Source organism: Oceanobacillus luteolus, assembly GCF_023715655.1.
Lineage (GTDB): Bacteria > Bacillota > Bacilli > Bacillales > Amphibacillaceae > Oceanobacillus > Oceanobacillus luteolus.
Genome location: NZ_JAMBON010000007.1, coordinates 65,279 through 83,806, shown reverse-complemented (window position 1 = coordinate 83,806; position 18,528 = coordinate 65,279). Strand labels below are relative to the sequence as shown.

The following is an 18,528-nucleotide window of genomic DNA, read 5'->3' as shown; positions in this document are numbered from 1 at the left end:
TCTTTTGTTTTTTTAGTACAAGATATTTAATATAGTAGATAGACAGTTATCACATGAAGTAAACGGGGGATACGTATGGAACGTGGTTCGTTTCAATTAATGAAATCCGTCAATAAATCGATCGTTTTAAATAAAATACGAACAGCTGAGCCAATATCCAGAGCTCAAATTGCGAAGGATACTAAACTAACGCCCCCAACGGTGAGCAGTATCGTCAGGGAACTGATGAAAGAGGGGATCGTTACAGAAAGTGACCTTGGAGAATCCAGTGGCGGGCGCAAGCCAAAGATGCTTCAAATCAATGGCGACGCTTTCTATGTCATCGGGATTGATGCAGGTCCTGGTTCTGTAGACTGTGTATTAACCGATTTGTCCGGAAACATACTAAAGCGCTCAGAATCTTATACGTTAACGAAGCCATTAACGAATGATAAATTCCTTTCCATTTTGATCGAAATGGTTGAAGCGATGATCCGATCCACTGGTGGCGATCATGGAAAAATCATTGGAATCGGGGTTGCGATGCATGGGGTCGTTGATGTCCATACGGGAATGTCTTTAGTCGCCCCAAACTTGGATTTAAGAAATATTCCGATTAAAGAAACGTTGGAAGAACACTTTGATTTAACGGTTCAAGTGGAAAACGATGCCCGTGCAATAGCGCTTGGGGAATCGTGGTTTGGCGGTAATGGCGACGTCGATAGTATGGTTGCAGTAAATATCGGTAGTGGTGTTGGAGCCGGTTTTGTGATCGATGGAAATCTATATCACGGTGCACAGGACATTGCGGGAGAGTTTGGCCATATGTCAATCGATTTGCATGGTGAAATCTGCGAATGTGGGAACCCTGGTTGTTTACAGGCCTATGTAAGTGGACATGCTATCGCAGAACGCTATAAAAAACAATTCCAGCTTGAAGATGCGTTGAACGGTGAAGAAATCTATAAGCTGGCAAAAAGCGGGGACGCGGAGGCTTTACAATTTTTACAAGAAACAGGAGAAATCATCGGGATTGGACTGACGAATCTCATTCATATCGTTAATCCTAGTCGAATTGTACTCGGTGGTGGCGTCATGAAAAGCCAGGAATTTATTGTTCCAGTGATTGCTAAAACAATCGAACAACGAGCTCTGACAACCGAGGCGAAGAAAACGGAAGTGACCGTTTCACGCTTAGGTGATGATGCAACATTGTTAGGTGCAGTTTCTCTATTGCTTGTGGAATTGTTTCAGAAATAGTATATAAATGAAAAGCAGTTAATCCTTGTGTTTGGGATTAACTGCTTTTTGTTATTCATGAATTAGAAATTCAAACAACGTATGTTGTCTATATGTTTCATCAGGGTGGAGGATGATGCTTGGAAAGCCTGCGTGATGTAATGAAGCAGGTGAGCCTTGTGTTTCAAAGCATACTCCCAGGTGTTTTTTACCTGCAGCTTCTCTTAGTTGTATATTTTCATTTAAATCATTGGCTGTATATAGGACCATTCCTGGCTGATTACTATACACTTTGAGAACGCGTCCGCTTGTCGGTTCTGTCAACGTCACTTGTTCTCCGCTATGAGTATCATCAAAGATGAAATAATGATCATAACCGTTCAGCTCTTTGGTGAAACTTTCTCCAAGAACCCGACTGTTCCGAAAATCAAACCTTGAATCTTCTACATCAATTATCTTTCCGGTTGGTATAAGTTCTTCATCCAATTCTACAAAACTGTTACTGTTCATTGTTAAGAAGTGGTGTTGCACAGTATCTCTTAGATTACCACATAAATTAAAATACGTATGGTTGGTAAGCGCAATTGGTGTTGATTTGTCAGTTACAGCTGTATAGTCAAGCTGTAACTGATTATCATTGGTTAACGTATAGGTAACGGTAATGTCCACATTACCAGGGTATCCACCGTCCCCATCACGGGATTGGTGGGTTAATGTTAACCCAATGCAATCTTTCGTTTCAAAAGGGCTCACTTTCCAAATGATTTGATGTAACCCGGCAGAACCGCCATGTAAATGATGGTTGCCGTCATTTGCTTCTAATGAAAAGGTTGTTCCGGCGATATCAAAAGAAGCGTCTTGAATTCTGCCAGCGACCCTGCCAATAATCGCTCCAAAGTAATTAGGGTTTGTTTTATAATCTTGATAATCCTTAAAACTTAGTACGATATTTTCCAGCTTACCATTTCGGTCGGGAACAAGGATCTTTGTAATGATAGCCCCGTAGTTTAATACACTAACGGACATGTTTTGATCGTTCGTTAAGGTGTATTCCTCCCAATTTCCAAAAACCGTTTCCTTTTCTATCTTCACTATGTGTCACCTACTTATTCAACGTGTCAATAAATCGTTCAAAAACTGCACGTTCTTTTAGTACACCTGCATCTTCTAGTATTCTCACAAACTTTTGTCCGAGCTCGACTTTCAATATTTCCTTTGCTTCAGCATCATGAGTAAGAGCTGGATATTTTTCGGTTAGTTGGTTTATCCATGCTTCATGGTGTTGTGCGATATTGCTGGACTTTCCTAATAGATAATCTTGAATCTCTTGTAGTTCATCTTTCAATCTTGGCGGTAATACAGCAAGCCCCATTACTTCGATGAGTCCGATATTTTCTTTTTTAATATGGTGAACATCAGCATGCGGATGGAAAATACCCATCGGATGTTCCTTTGATGTCCGGTTATTTCGTAAGACGAGATTAAGTTGAAATACATCACCTTGTTTTTGTGCAATAGGCGTAATCGTATTATGCGGTGTGTCATCTGTATAGGCGATGATATCCGCTTCAGGGTCGGAATAATTGCGCCATGTGTTTAAGATATGTTCTGCTGCACGCACGAGGTCAGCGATCTTTCTTCCTTTCAGACGGATGACTGACATCGGCCATTTCGCAACGGATGCAGATACGTCAGGGAATTGATTCAGTTCAAAATGGAAAGCATCTTCTGCTTTCATCATCGGAAATTCATATCTCCCGGCTTGGTAATGGTCATGACTTAATATCGAACCACCGACGATCGGCAAGTCCGCATTGGAACCGATGAAGTAGTGTGGAAATTGATCCGTAAAGTTGAGCAGCCGTTCGAATGTATTCCGGTCAATTTTCATATCCCGATGCTCTTCACAAAGCAAAATGCTATGTTCGTTGTAGTAAACATACGGAGAATATTGCAGATACCAGTTTTCTCCAAGCAATGGAACCTTTATGATCCGGTGATTGGCCCTTGCAGGATGTCCGGTTCTACCTACGTATCCTTCGTTTTCTACACAAAGCAGGCATTTTGGATAATTCAAGTCCCGTTTCATCGTCTTTTCCCGTTTGATCTGTTCCGGGTCCTTTTCTGGTTTGGATAGGTTGATGGTGATATCCAATTCACCATAATCCGATTCGGCCTTAAAGGAGATGTTCTTTGCTATTCGATTCATTTGGATATAGTTGCTGTTCTTACTTAAATGATAAAAGTAGTCTGTTGCTTCTTGTGGTGAGGACTCATATTTCTTATAAAACGTTTCATTGATGACGGACGGTCTTGCGATAAAACAGTTCATGATAGTAGCGGATAGGATCTCCTTATCATCGAACACATCTTCAATCACTCTATGTTCAATAGCATAAGAAATGAGATGTTCCAGGATATTCGGGATACTATCATTCGTCGGCTCTACGGCTTCCGGAAAAGTGTCCAGTCCTAATTGATGGATAACCTGATTCCGGACGTAAGGCACATCGGCTGAGTCAATCAACTCTGCCTGCAATGCTTGTTGTATCAGTCCTTCGATATGATTGTAGATCATGCTTCATCTTCCTTTCCGTATCCGGTTGGATGTGTAGAATGCCAGTTCCAAGCATCTTCCATAATTTTTGTAATATCTGTACGTGTTGGATTCCAGCCAAGGATCTCTTTTGCTTTTTCCGAGCTTGCAATTAATGTGCTAGGGTCGCCTGCACGACGTTTTCCGATTTTAGCAGGAATTTCTTTTCCAGTTACGTTACGGGCTGTATCGATCATTTCCTTCACGGAGAATCCTTGATTGCTTCCTAAGTTGAAGATATCACTTTTTCCATTATTTCTTAGATACTCTAAAGCTAGTAAATGTGCATCAATTAAATCTTCGACATGGACATAATCCCGGATACACGTGCCGTCGGGAGTATCATAGTCATCACCGAAAATGGTAATATACTCGCGTTGGTTCAAAGCCGTCTGTAAAATAATCGGGACGAGATGGGTTTCTGGTCGGTGGTCCTCACCGATTTCTGCCGTTTCCCTGGCACCAGCTACATTAAAATAACGTAGTGAAACATATTTAATGCCATGAGCTTGTTCTGTCCATTTCATCATTTTTTCCATCGTGAGTTTTGTTTCACCATACGTATTGGTCGGATTCGTTGGCATATTCTCTGTGATTGGTACGGTCTTTGGTTCTCCGTAGGTTGCAGCAGTTGAGGAGAAGACGATGTACTTCACATTTGCTTCGACCATCGCTTGCAATAATACCTGGGTTCCGTAAACGTTATTGTCAAAATACTGGAGCGGCTTTTCCATCGATTCTCCAACGAGTGAGTTTGCGGCAAAGTGAAGCACAGCGTCAATTTTTTCCCTCGCAAAGATGGAACGGATAAACTCAAGGTCCCGCAAATCACCTTCATAAAAAGTGGCTTCTGGATGAATTGCACTTCCATGCCCGGTTGTTAAGTTATCAACAACGACAACCTCTTCCCCCTGATCAATTAATTGATGGACTGCGTGGGAACCGATGTACCCGGCCCCTCCCAAAACTAGTACACTCATCTTAAACCTCCTCCGTTATTTGAATTTCTCTTGCACCTTCGCCAATCGTGGCAGTATAGAATGTAGCTTCATAACCGACTTTTTCTTTATAGACCTTATTAATCTGTTGTTTGATGCTTTCGGCTTTCTCTTTTTCAATGAGGGCGATGGCACATCCTCCAAACCCTGCACCAACCATACGAGCACCGAGTACACCATCGAGATTCCATGCTGTTTCGGAAATCGTATCAAGTTCCACTCCCGTCACTTCATAATCGTCTCGTAACGAAATATGTGACTCGTTCAATAACTCTGCAAAAGCTTCTAGATCCCCTTGTTGTAAAGCATCGAAAGCTTCCAGTGTGCGGGCGTTTTCATAGACAACATGTTTTGCCCGCTTTTGATTTACTTCATCGCTTATCAAATGCTTACTCGCTTCAAATTCTTCTATCGTTAATTCTCCTAAACTGCGAATCTTCAATTCTTGTTGCAAATCTGCCAATGCAGCTTCACACTGAGCACGTCGTTCATTATATTTTGTTCCGGAGAGCTTTCTTTCCTTGTTCGTGTTGATGATCATAATGACGTGATCCGTTAAATTAAGTGGGGCATATTTATATTCCAATGTGTCACAGTTTAATAACATCGCCTGATTTTCTTTACCCATACCAATGGCGAATTGGTCCATAATGCCACTGTTGACGCCGATATATTCGTTTTCTACTTTCTGACCGAGCTGAATCAACTTTATTCGGTCGATTGTTTTCTCATAGATTCCTTCTACTAACACTCCAGTAACGAGTTCGATGGAAGCGGAGGAAGATAGGCCAGCACCATTCGGGATATTGCCGTAATAGAGGATATCTGCACCATGGGAAAGGTGGAATCCGGCATCCATTAAATGTAGAAATACTCCCTTTGGATAATTCGCCCAGTCATGGCTATCATTAAATGTTAAATCGGCAATGTCACAAGTGATGATTCCTTTTTCGGGAAAGTTCATCGAGTAAAAGCGTAATTGTTGATCGTTTCGTTTTGCTGCTAAAGCATAGGTACCATAGGATATCGCCGCTGGGAAAACATGCCCGCCATTATAATCGGTGTGTTCGCCGATTAGATTGATTCGTCCAGGTGCGAAGAAGGTTCTTGGTGTGCTGTTTGTTTGAAAGATAGAATGAAATTGTTTAATCAATGTTTGCATGCGTTCGTTTTGACCTCCTAAAATATTTATTAATATTGATAATTAGTTCGTTTGATAGTACAATATGGTTACAACATAACTTTATTAATTAATTTAATTAAGTTAACATAAGTGTACTATTATTTTTTTAGTTACGCAATAGGGGTGGTAACAAATACATAGAAATGTTGGCGTTTTCATGATTGCGTTTAATAAATAAATTTTTAGGAGGTTATCATGTCATACTTTAATGATTTTAAACAATTATCCGTATTAGAAAAGAATCGTTTGAAAGATCGATCCTATTTTCTAGCCTATTCAAATAAAGAAGATGCTCTTACGTATCAAAGAAGCTATGCGAATGGTTTTCAATTATTAAACGGACAATGGAAATTCCATTATGCGGAAACTCCAGAGACCGCCCCTCAGGATTTTTATGAAGATGATTTTGATGTGTCACAATGGGATGATCTACAAGTTCCATCGAATTGGCAACTGAATGGTTATGGAAGGCCTCATTATACAAACGTTCCCTATCCGTTTCCTGTAGACCCGCCGCATATTCCGAGTGAAAATCCAACAGGTTCCTATCGCCGAGAGTTTTATGTTGCGAAAGAGGCGTTGCAACAATCTACTATTCTTCGTTTTGAAGGAGTAGATAGTGCATTCCATGTTTGGGTCAATGGCGAATTTGTCGGCTATAGCACAAGAAGTCGTTTAGCTTCTGAATTTGATGTGACAGCATTCCTACGTGAAGGAAAAATACCATCTCCATTCGTGTATACCAATGGTCGGTCACAAGCTATATAGAAGACCAGGATATGTGGTGGTTAAGCGGGATTTTCCGCGATGTGTATTTAATCAGAAAGCCGGACACCCATGTCTATGATTATTTTATAAAAACTGAACTAGACGAAAAATACGAGAATGCCGTATTGCAAATAGATACAGAGATTCATTCGAAATTGGAAGGACAGAAATCCTATACGGTGGAGTATGTATTATTGGATGCGGACTTCGAGTTTGTGGCTGAGGATCATGTAGAGACAGCAGTGGATAAAGAAGAGCTGCAACTATCAACGAGCATTCCAGTAACAGCACCGAAAAAATGGACCGCGGAAACACCATATCTCTATCATTTGCTTATTGCTTTAAAAGATGAGAATGGTCATGTGGTGGAAGTGATTCCAACAAAAGTAGGATTCAGACAAGTAGAGTTGAAAGATGGACTGATTCAAGTGAATGGCGTGCCGGTTATATTTAAAGGGGTCAACCGCCATGAACATCATCCTGATTTAGGAAGAGCAGTTCCAATCGATATCATGAGGAAAGATATTGAGCTGATGAAGCAGCATAATATTAATGCAGTTCGTACGGCGCATTATACAAATGATCCACGATTTTATGATCTCTGTGATGAATACGGGTTATATGTCATTGATGAGGCTGACTTGGAAACGCATGGTTTCAACTTGGTTGGGAATATCAGTCAATTAAGTGAAGACCCAGATTGGGAAGAAGCATACTTAGACCGAATGAAACGAATGGTCGAACGTGATAAAAATCATCCTTCCATCATTATTTGGTCATTAGGAAATGAATCCGGTTTCGGCCAGAATCTGATTAACATGTCAGAATGGGCTAAGCAACTAGATGAAACAAGATTGATTCATTATGAAGGTGAAACACGTGCCATCATGACAAAGTCCGATAATGAGCCGCAAGAATTAAATGTGGCAGCGGATATGTTCTCGACGATGTACAGTTCCGTGGAGCTGCTTGACAAATGGGGTAAACGGACAGACTTGGAACAGCCGCATATTTTATGTGAATTCGGCCATGCCATGGGGAACGGACCTGGTGGGTTTAAAGAGTACTTTGAAATGTTTTATAAATATGAGCGCCTGCAAGGTGGATTTGTTTGGGAGTGGATTGACCACGGTATCCGGACAGAAACACCTGAAGGGGAAGAATATTTCGCCTATGGTGGTGACTTTGGAGACCAGCCGAATGACTCCAACTTTGTCATTGACGGAATGGTCATGCCTGACCGGACACCATCTCCAGCACTGCTTGAATACAAGAAAGTGATTGAACCGGTTAAAATCGAAGCGATTGACTTGGAAAAGGGAATCATAAGAATTCGTAACCGTTATGATTTTGCTGATTTGAATCATTTAGCAGCTTCTTGGTCCATCCATGCTGAAGGTGAGCTGGAGAGTACCGGGACTATCGATCTTCCGGAAATACAACCTGGAAGTTACCAAGATGTAGAGATTTCTTTTGCAGTCCATGCGAAGAGCAAAACGGATTATTGGTTAACGGTAAATCTAATCGAGAAGAACGATACAAAATGGGCAAAAGCTGGACATGAAGTAGCATGGGAACAGTTTTTACTACCTGTTTCAGATGAGGATACAACAGTAGAAAGAGTAAATGCTAAAGCTCCATGTAATGATTTTTTCAAATACATTTGCATTCCGATTTTCGGTAAAGTGATGGAACCTTCCCCATACTCACGATTCCGGTATTCGCAATTTCGTACGTGAAAGAAGTTTCGAATCCCCAGTTTGTTCCCGGTGGTGCAATTCCCCGACCCCTTCCAGCAAATACTAAGAATCGGGCACTACAGTCAATGGCAAGCAGCAAAGCTGTGGCTGCTCTCACACTATGATTTCAAATAATATTACTACTGGTCGAAAATATGCTTTTACACAGAATTATGGACTTGACTGTGAATCGTGTCTGTTTTACGGTAAAACTTACAATAGAACAGTTCTCTAGTCACGAACAGCTTCCGTTTAGAGGTAAAACATGCAATAGAGCTCTTCTCTTGTCGTGAATCGTGTCTGTTTTACGGTAAAACTTACAATAGAACAGTTCTCTAGTCACGAACAGCCTCCATTTAGAGGTAAAACATGCAATAGAGCTCTTCTCTTGTCGTGAATCGTGTCTGTTTTACGGTAAAACTTACAATAGAACAGTTCTGTAGTCACGAACAGCTTCCGTTTAGAGGTAAAACATGCAATAGAGCTCTTCTCTTGTCATGAATAAAATACATGGAAGTATCATTCCACCTCATTTTAAACATCATGAAATTCCCATCAGATTAAGCATCCTAAGCTGCCATTAATTTTATTCGCCTTCCTCTTCAAGCCTTCTAGACTTCCAACTATTATTATGCTACGTTTTTAACAGAGTGAAGGAGCGGAGAACATGAAATTATATTGGATTTGGCTAGGTATGAATTTCCTCATTTGGCCGTTGGCAATCCTTTACACCAATGAGCCGATTGAAGAGATGATGGGGAAATTGTTAGGTACAGCCCTTTATTTTATTCTGCTTTTTATTTTCCCGTTATTCGCAAAAAGACCGAAAGCATTGCTAGTACTTCTCAGTATAAATGGTATCTTGGCGATTCTGATCTTTAACCCCGGGAATGCTTCGGAATTCAATCCATTTCTTCTATTGGTATTGACATTAAATCTGGCAGAAGGTTTTTTCCGTCTGTCGTTACGAGCGAGTTTAATTCAGTCAGGTATCGTCCTCGCAGGTTTACTTATTGCTTTATTACTATCCGGACTAAACGTAATCACACAAGGTTTTGTCATCATTTACTTTTTATTCTTAATCACAGGATTCATTTATTATAAGAAAATCCAGGAGCGCAAAGATGATCTGGAGGTCCGTTACGATGTGCTGATAAGTGAATACCGGAATGCAAGAAGGAGAAATGTAACGGAGGAAGAGATGGCGAGGCAGGAGGAACGGATGTTGATTGCGCATGAAATTCATGATTCAGTCGGACATAAGCTGACAGCCCTCCTCATGCAGCTTGAGGCTTATCGCATTCAAGTGCAAGAACAGGATAAGGAAAAAGTACAAGTTTTGAAACAGCTCGCAAGTGAAAGTTTGGAAGAAACGAGAAGGGCTGTAAAATCGCTGAAAGCTTCAGAGCCTGGAGGTGTGGCAGGCATCCTGCGATTAATCCGCAAACTGGAAACAGAGAGTTTTATGAGGTTCCACTTCTCTGTGAAACATGGGGCGTTCTCAGCACCACTATCGGGGGAGCAATCCTTCGTCATTTATCGTTCCGTCCAAGAGGCATTGACGAATATAATGAAGCACAGTGATACGAGAGTAGCGGAAATTTCATTTGAAGCACCGGGCGGCCGAATTTTCCGTTTTGAAGTGAGCAATAGTTTTACATCGGATCGGAAGTTTCAGGAAGGGTTCGGGTTGAAATCCATGCGTGAACGTCTCGAGAAGCATGGCGGTGAGTTGGAAGTGTATCAAACGGATGATCAATTCATCGTGCGCGGGACATTAGAAATAGATATGGGGGATGACAATGATTCGAATATTATTAGCGGAAGACCAGACGATGGTACGGCAAGGTTTAAAAATGATGATTGAGTCCGACCCGGAAATGAAAGTGACTGGGGAGGCGGGTAATGGAAAAGAAGCGATCTTTCTTTGTGAGAAACATGTATTTGACATTGTTATCCTTGATATCCGCATGCCAGTGATGGATGGGATTGAAGCGGCGAAAGTCATCCATTCACGTTGGCCGAATATGAAAACATTGATTCTCACGACATTTGACGATAATCAGTATGTTTTGGAATCGTTAAAGAGTGGTGTGAACGGCTATATTTTAAAGACAGGGGACACGGAATCTCTGCATCGTTCGATACGCAGTGCACTGACTGGGGGATTGTCAATTGAAGACCAGGTCGCTGCCAAAGTAATGCCACTTCTACTGAAAAAGGATGAAACTAACGAAGCCGATCCTACCCTGACACCACGAGAACGGGCGATTCTAAAATGTATCGGGGAAGGATTGAGTAATGGAGAAATCGCGGAAAGATTAGCGATATCAGTAGGTACGGTGAAGAATAATACGAGTCAAATCTTGAGCAAATTGGATTTACGGGATAGGACACAGCTTGCGATTTATGCGATACGCCATAATTTGGTGTGATGACAGGAATAAGTAATGGAAAAATGAATTAAAATGATGATAGTAATGTTTACTTTATGCAATCGTGACTAGAGACAGTGTTTGTACTGTTTCTTTTTTTATACAGTAAAGAAGGTAAGACATTTAGTTCATATGAAGGAGTGTTTCGTTATGCTTGAAACAGTGGGTTTGAGCAAAACATTTAAAGAAAAGAAAGCCGTAGATGGCATTGATATGTATCTTGATGTAGGGGAATCTGTTGGTTTGCTTGGGCCGAACGGAGCGGGGAAATCAACGACGATCTCCATGATTGCTTCCTTGATGAAGCCGACTTCTGGTGATGTGCTTTTGAATGGGAAAAGTACGATTAAAAATCCGGCAGATATCCGTAAAGTGCTTGGGGTAGTTCCTCAGGAAATTGCTTTATATGAGGAATTATCGGCATATGAGAATCTGAAGTTTTTTGGCAAGATTTATCAGGTGAAGAAAGCAGAGCTGGAATCCCGTATTCAAGAAGTCTTGGATCTCGTTGGATTGGCAGAACGGCAGAAGGATTTGGTGAAGACTTTCTCCGGAGGGATGAAGCGGAGAGTCAATATCGCTGCCGCATTATTGCATCATCCAAAAATCATTATCCTCGATGAACCGACGGTCGGTATTGATCCGCAATCAAGAAATCATATTCTGGAGACCGTGCGCAGATTAAATGTAGAGCAAGGAACGACGGTGCTTTATACGAGTCACTATATGGAAGAAGTCGAGCAATTATGTGATCGCGTGTACATTATGGACCACGGTAAAATCGTAGCTTCCGGTACCCAATCCGAGCTGTTCAGTATTTTATCCAGTGAAGATACGTTACAAGTCCAATTCAGCAAAATCAGTGAAAACTTCCTGGAAGCAATCCGCGCGATTGAACATGTACGCCGTGTAGAAGAAACGGGAGATGGTGTCCGCATCATTTCGAAAAAAGGCAGCAATATGTTAAGTGAGTTAGTGCATGCTGCTGAAAGACATCATATCCAAGTGATTCACTTCCAACAAGAAGTACCAAGTCTCGAGGATGTGTTTTTACATTTAACTGGAAAAACATTGAGAGATTAGTGGGGAGGGAAAAGATATGGATTCATTTTTTATAAAAGATGTACTTGTGTTTTGGCGTGACAGAAAAGAGGTCTTATTAGCTCTGTTGCTGCCGATTGTACTGATCGTCGTTTTGAATTTTGCATTCTCCAGTATATTTGGAGTAGATGATCATTCGACGAACTTAGAAGTAGCGCTAATCCAAGAGGATGATACTGCAGCGGGAATAGAGCAGTTTGAAGTGTTGCTTACAGGTATGGAACTATCAGAGGAAGAAAAGCAAAGCTTCATGCAGCAGGCAGCACTATTTGCACCTGGTGATATCATCGTATCCTTTCTTCAAAACGATGATATGAAAGAGTGGATTCACTTACACGATATCAGTGAATCGGAAGCGATGACTCGAGTGGAAAATGGACACCTTGATGCAATTATTCGTATACCAGAAGGATTTACGTATGATGTATTAACCTCACTCGCATTGGGGGAGACATCCAATGCATCACTTGTTATTATGACAGAAAAAAGATCCTCCGAAGTAACGACATTACAAAATATAATGGATCAATTCCTCCGCACGATGAATTATCAGTTTGCGCTTGGAAGTATCACAGAGGGTGCGTGGACCGAACCTGATTTACCGACAGGTGGCAGGGAAGTGATGGAGAATGTGGAACCATACACGATGCTGCAATATTTGACGGTTGCAATGACTGCACTATTTGCTTTATTCCTATCTCAAACAGTAGCGATTAAAACATACACCGAAAAACGGGAGCATGTCTTTGATCGTATCATCCTTTCAAACAGCAACCCGATTCATTTTCTGTTAGGGAAGATGTTTGCCACCTTTTGTTTAGTTTGGCTGCAAATGCTGCTTACAATCGGTGTCGCACAAATAGCACTAGGTGTGTTTGAAGGAAAATCGATGGAGTTCTGGATTGGATTCTTTGTGATGATGACGATATATTCCTTAACGATAGCTGGACTTGCCGCATTATTCACGAGCTTAGCTTTAAATATAAAAGATATGAACATGGCAAACGGAATCATGTCACTCGTTGTCTTAACCTTTGGATTAATCGGTGGAGGATTCTTCCCGATCCAAGGACTTCCAGAGATGCTTCAAAACATGGGGGCTTGGGTACCAAACGGCATTACACAAATTGCGATGATCGAGTGGATCCAATTGAGCCAAGTAGAGAACTTGATTCCAAGTGCTCTCCTCTTGCTTGGTAGCTTTGTTGTCTTTTTTGCAATTGGGTATGTCACTTTTCCTAAAAGGGGGCGAAGCGTATGAAAGCAGTCATGTTGGCTCAATTTTGGAAAGATAAACGAGCACCATTCATCATTTTACTTTTCATGGCAATAAGTATCCTGTTAACGGTCATATTTGGCGATGCCGAGCGGATTGACCAGACGACTGTCGCCATATTCAGTTCAGAATCAGAAGAAATAGAGGAATTCTGGGAGCAACGGTTAAATGAAAGCAGTGATATTGAATTCGTCATAAAAGATGAAGAAGAAGCCCGTGAAGGTGTAATTCATGGAACGAGTGATGCAGCGGTACACGTCATGGAAGATGATTTTCTTTTGATTGCGAGTTCCAATAAACCGAGTATTCAAATGATAGAGCAGGAAGTTCATCAAGTGTTTCTTGAGGAAGCACAGCTGCAGGCGGTTGCAGGAAGTGGAAACATGGATGAACTGAGAACCGAAGTACAGGAATATATGAAAAATCCTCCGATCGAAGTGGAGACCAAGTCATTGGAGGGTGGGGCCATTGCAGATTATGATATGGGCATCCAATTACTATTTGGATTTACACTGTTTGCGTCGATGTTTACGATCGGATTTAAAGTTAATGGCATTACCATCGATAAGGCGAGTGGGGTATGGAACCGGATGATTCTATCACCTGTCAGCAAGACGAGCATGTACATGGGGCATCTCATTTATAGCTTTCTTGTAGGCTTTTTCCAAATATTGATGGTTCTCCTCATCTATGAATTTTTAATGGGATATGACTTAGGGAACTTCCTCATGATCGTAACCATTGCTGCCGTATTTGCACTCAGTATGGTAAGTGTTGCAATGCTGATTGCCGGTTTTGTCAAATCGCCAGAACAATTTTATATGATTTTACCTTCCATTCTGCCGATTATTCCTGTTGTCAGTGGCGTCTATATGATGCCGGGTACGATCACCAACCCTGTCTTACAATTTATCGGCGACATTTTTCCACTGTCCCATGCAGTGGAAGCGATGGTTGATGTGACGTTATTCCAGGCAAATTGGAATGATATTCTTCTGCCGATTGTGTTCATGTTATTGATTGGTGTCGTCGCTATGGGGATTGGAATTAACATGGTGGAGCGGAGAAGGTAGAAACATGGTTGAAGCCATATGAAGTAGATAAATGGGGACAAGTAAGCAAATAAGGATTTCTGGGGGGACATTCCAGAAATCCTTATTAGTTTTTCTATAACAAGATGTAGATGAAATATATGAAGAGAAACTATAGTACAGACAGAAATGTTGAGGAAATAACAAAGGCTACATGAAATCAGGATCTAAGAACGGTAATTATATGTTGAACGTCTATTATTAAATCGTCCATTTTTTAAAGTTATTGTGGAATAACAGGGTTTAAATATCATATTTATAATTATATTTATGTAAGCGTTATCCATAGTTTGTAATCAAACTTTCCCTCAATGATAGTTGTAGTTTTATCGTTTATAGAGTCGAAAACATGTTAAAAAAATTGAAAAGAAGAGAGGTGAAAATAACTGCCCAAGTAAATTGTCGGAAGTGCTGTTACCGGATGAATCTAGTTCATATTTTCTGTTTCAAGCTTCCGCTAATTAAAGGTGCAGGGATGTCCAGATGACACAAGCAAAAATTGGCGTTCTCATGTTGGATACCAAGTTCCATCGACCAGTAGGCGACATTGGGAATCACGATACCTTTTCTTTTCCAGTCGTTTATAAAAAAGTGAAAGGGGCGAGTGTTGCACGGGTAGTAAAACAAGGCGACCCCAAGTTAATTATATCCTTCGTTAAAGCGGCAAGAGAACTAGAAAATGAAGGGGTAAAAGCAATTACAACGAGCTGTGGATTTCTTGCTTTATTTCAAAAAGAGATACAAAACCAATTATCCGTTCCTTTTTTCTCATCCAGTTTATTGCAAATACCGCTCGTGAGTATGATTGCCGGCGAACCGATTGGTGTCCTGACAGCTTCAAAATTGAGTTTGACAGCAGCACATTTTAAGGGAGTCAACGTCAGAAACGAATCGATCGTTGTAGAAGGATTGGAAGATATGCCGGCTTTTGCAGGTGCGATTATTGAAGAGGAAATCGAGTTGGATGAAAGAGCTGTTGCAGAAGAAATGCAACAGGTGACGACGGAATGGATTGCAAAAAATCCAGACTTAAAAGCAATTATTTTGGAATGTACCAATATGCCGCCATATAAACAGGCGTTAAGAGAAGTAACGGATTTGCCGATTTTTGATATTACAACCTTGGTAAATTATATCCATCAAGCCCTTTAGAAAGGGAAAATCATAATAAATCAAGGGGGTCAGGTGATGCTTGAAATCCTTATCCCGCTACTCTTGTTATTTAGTATTGCTTTGATTAAGCAAATACCGAAGATAGGCGGGAATATAAAGGTAGCTTTGTTGGTTGCTTCTATTTCTTCGGCGATTATTTCCGGACTTGGGCCGCTTGAAACGTTACTGGCGTTCGTTGATGGAATTGACCGGTTGTCCTGGGTCATCGCGCTATCGATTTTCGGGTCATTATATGCGGAGTCTCAAGTGAAGCTTGGGGCGATGGATACGACTTTAAATAGTCTCCGGTCTTTGTTTGGCGACTCGCCAAGAGGGCTGATTGCAGCAATATTCATTACACTAATTATCGCCGGTTCTTTTTTAGGGGATGCGATAGCGGCTGCGACAGTCATTGGATTCCTCGTTATTAACTCACTTCATGAATTAAAAGTGAAACCAGAACAAATCGGGATGATCATTCTTGTCGGGGCGTCAATTGGTTCTATTATGCCTCCGATTTCACAAGGAGTATTTCTTTCTTCTGCATTAGTCGGTATTGATCCGAGTCCTGTTATTAAACTTTCCTATCTTACGGTCGCGATTATCGGAGTTGTCGCTATACTAGAATCTTTCCGTTTTGTTCGTGGAAGAAAGATGCCGGACCATTTAAAAACTAGTAAATCGATTTCTCAAATTTTACGTGAACGCTGGAAGACCTTAATTCCGCTTGCTGTGTTAGTTGCCATCGTTATCGCTAATACCGGGTTTAGTTATAATATTTTTGAGGAATGGGCATTTTTTGCAGCAATTTTGAATCCACTGAAGGAGATTCCAATTTTACAAGGGATGACATTTCATGTGGTAACAGCAATTATCGTTGCGATTGTTGTCAGTTTTATTTTCCCATCGGTACGGAATCAGACAAAGGGTGTGTTGAAAGGCGGATTGTCAAAAGTTAATCAAACCGTGCAAATCCAACTTTGCGCTGGAATCATGGTAGGGGTCTTTTATGCATCTGGTCTCATTGATAAGGTAGCTATGATGACAGAAGGGCTAACGGCTTCGATGGTGAAGATTGGGGGCGCCTCTTCCATGGTGATTATTGGGATGCTCACCGGTTCCCAGACAACCGCCCAATCGGTCACCGTTCCCTTTTTGGGGCCAATAATGGAAAGTATGAATGTTGATCCGACTTTAATCTCACTCGGTGCTTCTCATATTGCAGCAGCCGGCCAGAATATGCCACCTGTTGGACTGACTGCATTTGTTGTTTGCGGATTAATCGGTGGAATTCTCAACAGACAAGTGGATCCACTTAAAGTGATGGTCCTAGCTTTACCAAACTCTTTGTTATTTTTAGCGATTGGACTACTCGTCTGGTTTATTTAAGAAGCGATGCGAGACTTAAAATATGAGTGGTAGGGGGTGCCTATGCGTCAGAAAGTAATCGTAATAGGAGGTGGACTGATTGGTACATCTACCGCCTATTACCTTGCGAAATACGGGGTGGAAGTCACACTAGTGGAAGCAAAAGATATCGCGTCGGGAACTTCAGGAGCTTGTGATCGTGCGATTATGCTCCAATCAAAAAATCCTGGACCAACATTAGAGCTTGCCATTAAAAGTGCTAACATTTATGAAAAACTGGAAGACGAACTGGAAGTGGATCTTGAATATAGAAAAAGTGGTGGAATGATCATCATTGAAACGCTGGAAGAAATGCAGGCAATGGAGCATATGGTGGAGCGCCAGCAAAAAGCCGGAATTGACGTTAAGCTCATTTCGGGTGAGGAAGCAAGGAAATGGCAACCGGGATTATCAAACGATATCATTGGTTCCACTTGGTGGGAAGGGGATGCAGAAGTCAACCCGTTGAACGTTTCCTTTGCATTTGCCAATGCTGCCCGAAAACTTGGAGCGGAAATCAGACTGAATTCACCGGTGAAACGTCTGATTACAGATAATAACCGGGTGATTGGAGTGGAAGTTTCTGGGGAGCGGATCTATGCGGATGCAGTTGTAGTGGCAATGGGGGTATGGACTCCAATGATGCTAAAGCCGTTAGGGGTGGAAGTGCCGATTATTCCAAGGCAAGGACAAATCCTTGTGTCTGAGAAACTTCCATCCTTTCTTCAAGTTGGTATTCTCAGTGCTTCCTATATTTCGAATAAATTAAAGAAAAACCATGAGGATGATAAGAAAGATCCGTTTGGAGTAGGTTTGGCAATTGGACAAACACATAGTGGCACCCTATTAATTGGTGGTTCCCGACAATTTATCGGATATGATAAAACGGAAACCAATCCAGAGATTACGAGAAAGATAGGTGAGGCAGCTATTCGGGCATTTCCTTGCTTGAAAAAAGTCCGAATGATTCGGTCCTTCACTGGTCTACGTCCCTATACACCGGATGGAAAGCCAATTTTGAGTCCAGTTTCCGGAATCGATAGCTTGTATATCGCAGCTGGGCATGAAGGAGATGGAGTGGCACTTTCCCCTATATCAGGAAAAATCATGGCGCAAGTTGTATGCGGGGAAAAGCCTGAAATGGATATCCGTTCCTTTTCTTTAAGTCGATTTTAAGCAAGAGGAGTGAATATGGTTTGTTCAGAAAAAATGAATGAATTTGGGGGAAGAGGTTTTTTAAATGGATGACACGATTATTTGCCGTTGTGAAGATGTTTACCTTTCAGAAATACTAGGTGCTATAGAGGAAGGGGGCAACAGTTTCCCGGGAATTAAAAAAAGGGTTCGAGTTGGGATGGGATACTGCCAAGGAAGAGTTTGCCAACCGATGGTGAGCAATATTCTCTTAGCAACTTGTCAACGTAATACAAGACCGGTTCTCCAGCGTGCGCAACCCCCGATACGGCCGGTCCTATTAGGCGACATCATAAAAAAATAGGTGGTTGAATTTTATTCGTACTCCCTTGAAGCTGCGATCATTTGTTAAGATTGAAATACCAATCCA

The 18,528-nt window shown here is 41.4% G+C and carries 15 protein-coding genes and 1 pseudogene; 12 read left to right on the top strand and 4 right to left on the bottom strand.

Annotation, left to right across the window (positions count from 1 at the left end):
• Positions 1-75: 75 nt before the first annotated feature.
• Complete coding sequence (locus tag M3210_RS07000; protein WP_251512744.1) at positions 76-1,239, top strand: ROK family transcriptional regulator; 1,164 nt, start codon at positions 76-78, stop codon at positions 1,237-1,239.
• A gap of 51 nt (positions 1,240-1,290) precedes the next feature.
• On the opposite strand, the gene M3210_RS06995 is transcribed toward M3210_RS07000, so the two are convergent.
• Genes M3210_RS06995 through M3210_RS06980 form a run of 4 tightly spaced genes read right to left on the bottom strand, consistent with a single transcriptional unit; the run spans position 1,291 to position 5,974 of the window.
• Positions 1,291-2,310 (bottom strand): aldose epimerase family protein, encoded by a 1,020-nt coding sequence (locus M3210_RS06995; RefSeq protein WP_251512743.1) that lies wholly within the window; start codon positions 2,308-2,310, stop codon positions 1,291-1,293.
• 10 nt (positions 2,311-2,320) lie between these two features.
• On the bottom strand, positions 2,321-3,796 hold the full coding sequence (gene galT / locus M3210_RS06990; protein WP_251512742.1) for a UDP-glucose--hexose-1-phosphate uridylyltransferase: 1,476 nt from the start codon (positions 3,794-3,796) through the stop codon (positions 2,321-2,323).
• Positions 3,793-4,794, bottom strand: coding sequence for a UDP-glucose 4-epimerase GalE (galE, locus tag M3210_RS06985; protein WP_251512741.1), 1,002 nt, complete (start codon positions 4,792-4,794; stop codon positions 3,793-3,795). Before galE ends, galT begins: the two co-directional genes overlap by 4 nt.
• A 1-nt stretch (position 4,795) precedes the next feature.
• Entirely contained in the window at positions 4,796-5,974 is a 1,179-nt protein-coding gene (locus M3210_RS06980; RefSeq protein WP_251512740.1) for a galactokinase, read from the bottom strand.
• A gap of 216 nt (positions 5,975-6,190) precedes the next feature.
• Here M3210_RS06980 and M3210_RS06975 point away from each other — a divergent pair.
• The 11 genes and pseudogenes from M3210_RS06975 to M3210_RS06925 all read left to right on the top strand — a co-directional run.
• A pseudogene (locus tag M3210_RS06975) lies at positions 6,191-6,765 on the top strand (sugar-binding domain-containing protein); the annotation flags it as partial.
• A 9-nt stretch (positions 6,766-6,774) separates the two neighbouring features.
• Positions 6,775-8,502: a glycoside hydrolase family 2 TIM barrel-domain containing protein gene (locus M3210_RS06970; protein ID WP_251512738.1), complete on the top strand. Its 1,728-nt coding sequence runs from the start codon at positions 6,775-6,777 to the stop codon at positions 8,500-8,502.
• 667 nt (positions 8,503-9,169) lie between these two features.
• Positions 9,170-10,369, top strand: a complete 1,200-nt coding sequence (locus M3210_RS06965; protein WP_251512737.1) for a sensor histidine kinase — start codon at positions 9,170-9,172, stop codon at positions 10,367-10,369.
• A complete protein-coding gene (locus M3210_RS06960; RefSeq protein ID WP_251512736.1) occupies positions 10,305-10,937 on the top strand; it encodes a response regulator transcription factor in 633 nt (210 codons plus the stop codon). Before M3210_RS06965 ends, M3210_RS06960 begins: the two co-directional genes overlap by 65 nt.
• Before the next feature lie 150 nt (positions 10,938-11,087).
• The gene (locus M3210_RS06955; protein WP_251512734.1) at positions 11,088-12,020 is read left to right on the top strand and encodes an ABC transporter ATP-binding protein; all 933 of its coding nucleotides are present in this window, start codon (positions 11,088-11,090) and stop codon (positions 12,018-12,020) included.
• Positions 12,021-12,036: 16 nt separating this feature from the next.
• Positions 12,037-13,299 (top strand): ABC transporter permease, encoded by a 1,263-nt coding sequence (locus M3210_RS06950; protein ID WP_251512733.1) that lies wholly within the window; start codon positions 12,037-12,039, stop codon positions 13,297-13,299.
• Positions 13,296-14,387, top strand: coding sequence for an ABC transporter permease (locus tag M3210_RS06945; protein WP_251512732.1), 1,092 nt, complete (start codon positions 13,296-13,298; stop codon positions 14,385-14,387). Before M3210_RS06950 ends, M3210_RS06945 begins: the two co-directional genes overlap by 4 nt.
• Before the next feature lie 501 nt (positions 14,388-14,888).
• Positions 14,889-15,557: an aspartate/glutamate racemase family protein gene (locus tag M3210_RS06940; RefSeq protein ID WP_251512731.1), complete on the top strand. Its 669-nt coding sequence runs from the start codon at positions 14,889-14,891 to the stop codon at positions 15,555-15,557.
• Between the two features lie 36 nt (positions 15,558-15,593).
• The gene (locus tag M3210_RS06935; protein ID WP_251512730.1) at positions 15,594-16,946 is read left to right on the top strand and encodes a TRAP transporter large permease subunit; all 1,353 of its coding nucleotides are present in this window, start codon (positions 15,594-15,596) and stop codon (positions 16,944-16,946) included.
• 42 nt (positions 16,947-16,988) lie between these two features.
• Positions 16,989-18,140: an NAD(P)/FAD-dependent oxidoreductase gene (locus M3210_RS06930; protein ID WP_251512729.1), complete on the top strand. Its 1,152-nt coding sequence runs from the start codon at positions 16,989-16,991 to the stop codon at positions 18,138-18,140.
• 64 nt (positions 18,141-18,204) lie between these two features.
• On the top strand, positions 18,205-18,462 hold the full coding sequence (locus tag M3210_RS06925) for a (2Fe-2S)-binding protein (RefSeq protein ID WP_251512728.1): 258 nt from the start codon (positions 18,205-18,207) through the stop codon (positions 18,460-18,462).
• Positions 18,463-18,528 lie beyond the last annotated feature (66 nt).

What these genes read in the sequence shown, in the direction of transcription:
- M3210_RS07000 (WP_251512744.1), top strand. Translation starts at nt 76, where the DNA reads ATGGAACGTGGTTCGTTTCAATTAATGAAATCCGTCAATAAATCGATC.
- galT (WP_251512742.1), bottom strand. Translation starts at nt 3,796, where the DNA reads ATGATCTACAATCATATCGAAGGACTGATACAACAAGCATTGCAGGCA.
- galE (WP_251512741.1), bottom strand. Translation starts at nt 4,794, where the DNA reads ATGAGTGTACTAGTTTTGGGAGGGGCCGGGTACATCGGTTCCCACGCA.
- M3210_RS06980 (WP_251512740.1), bottom strand. Translation starts at nt 5,974, where the DNA reads ATGCAAACATTGATTAAACAATTTCATTCTATCTTTCAAACAAACAGC.
- M3210_RS06970 (WP_251512738.1), top strand. Translation starts at nt 6,775, where the DNA reads ATGTGGTGGTTAAGCGGGATTTTCCGCGATGTGTATTTAATCAGAAAG.
- M3210_RS06965 (WP_251512737.1), top strand. Translation starts at nt 9,170, where the DNA reads ATGAAATTATATTGGATTTGGCTAGGTATGAATTTCCTCATTTGGCCG.
- M3210_RS06960 (WP_251512736.1), top strand. Translation starts at nt 10,305, where the DNA reads ATGATTCGAATATTATTAGCGGAAGACCAGACGATGGTACGGCAAGGT.
- M3210_RS06955 (WP_251512734.1), top strand. Translation starts at nt 11,088, where the DNA reads ATGCTTGAAACAGTGGGTTTGAGCAAAACATTTAAAGAAAAGAAAGCC.
- M3210_RS06950 (WP_251512733.1), top strand. Translation starts at nt 12,037, where the DNA reads ATGGATTCATTTTTTATAAAAGATGTACTTGTGTTTTGGCGTGACAGA.
- M3210_RS06945 (WP_251512732.1), top strand. Translation starts at nt 13,296, where the DNA reads ATGAAAGCAGTCATGTTGGCTCAATTTTGGAAAGATAAACGAGCACCA.
- M3210_RS06940 (WP_251512731.1), top strand. Translation starts at nt 14,889, where the DNA reads ATGACACAAGCAAAAATTGGCGTTCTCATGTTGGATACCAAGTTCCAT.
- M3210_RS06935 (WP_251512730.1), top strand. Translation starts at nt 15,594, where the DNA reads ATGCTTGAAATCCTTATCCCGCTACTCTTGTTATTTAGTATTGCTTTG.
- M3210_RS06930 (WP_251512729.1), top strand. Translation starts at nt 16,989, where the DNA reads ATGCGTCAGAAAGTAATCGTAATAGGAGGTGGACTGATTGGTACATCT.
- M3210_RS06925 (WP_251512728.1), top strand. Translation starts at nt 18,205, where the DNA reads ATGGATGACACGATTATTTGCCGTTGTGAAGATGTTTACCTTTCAGAA.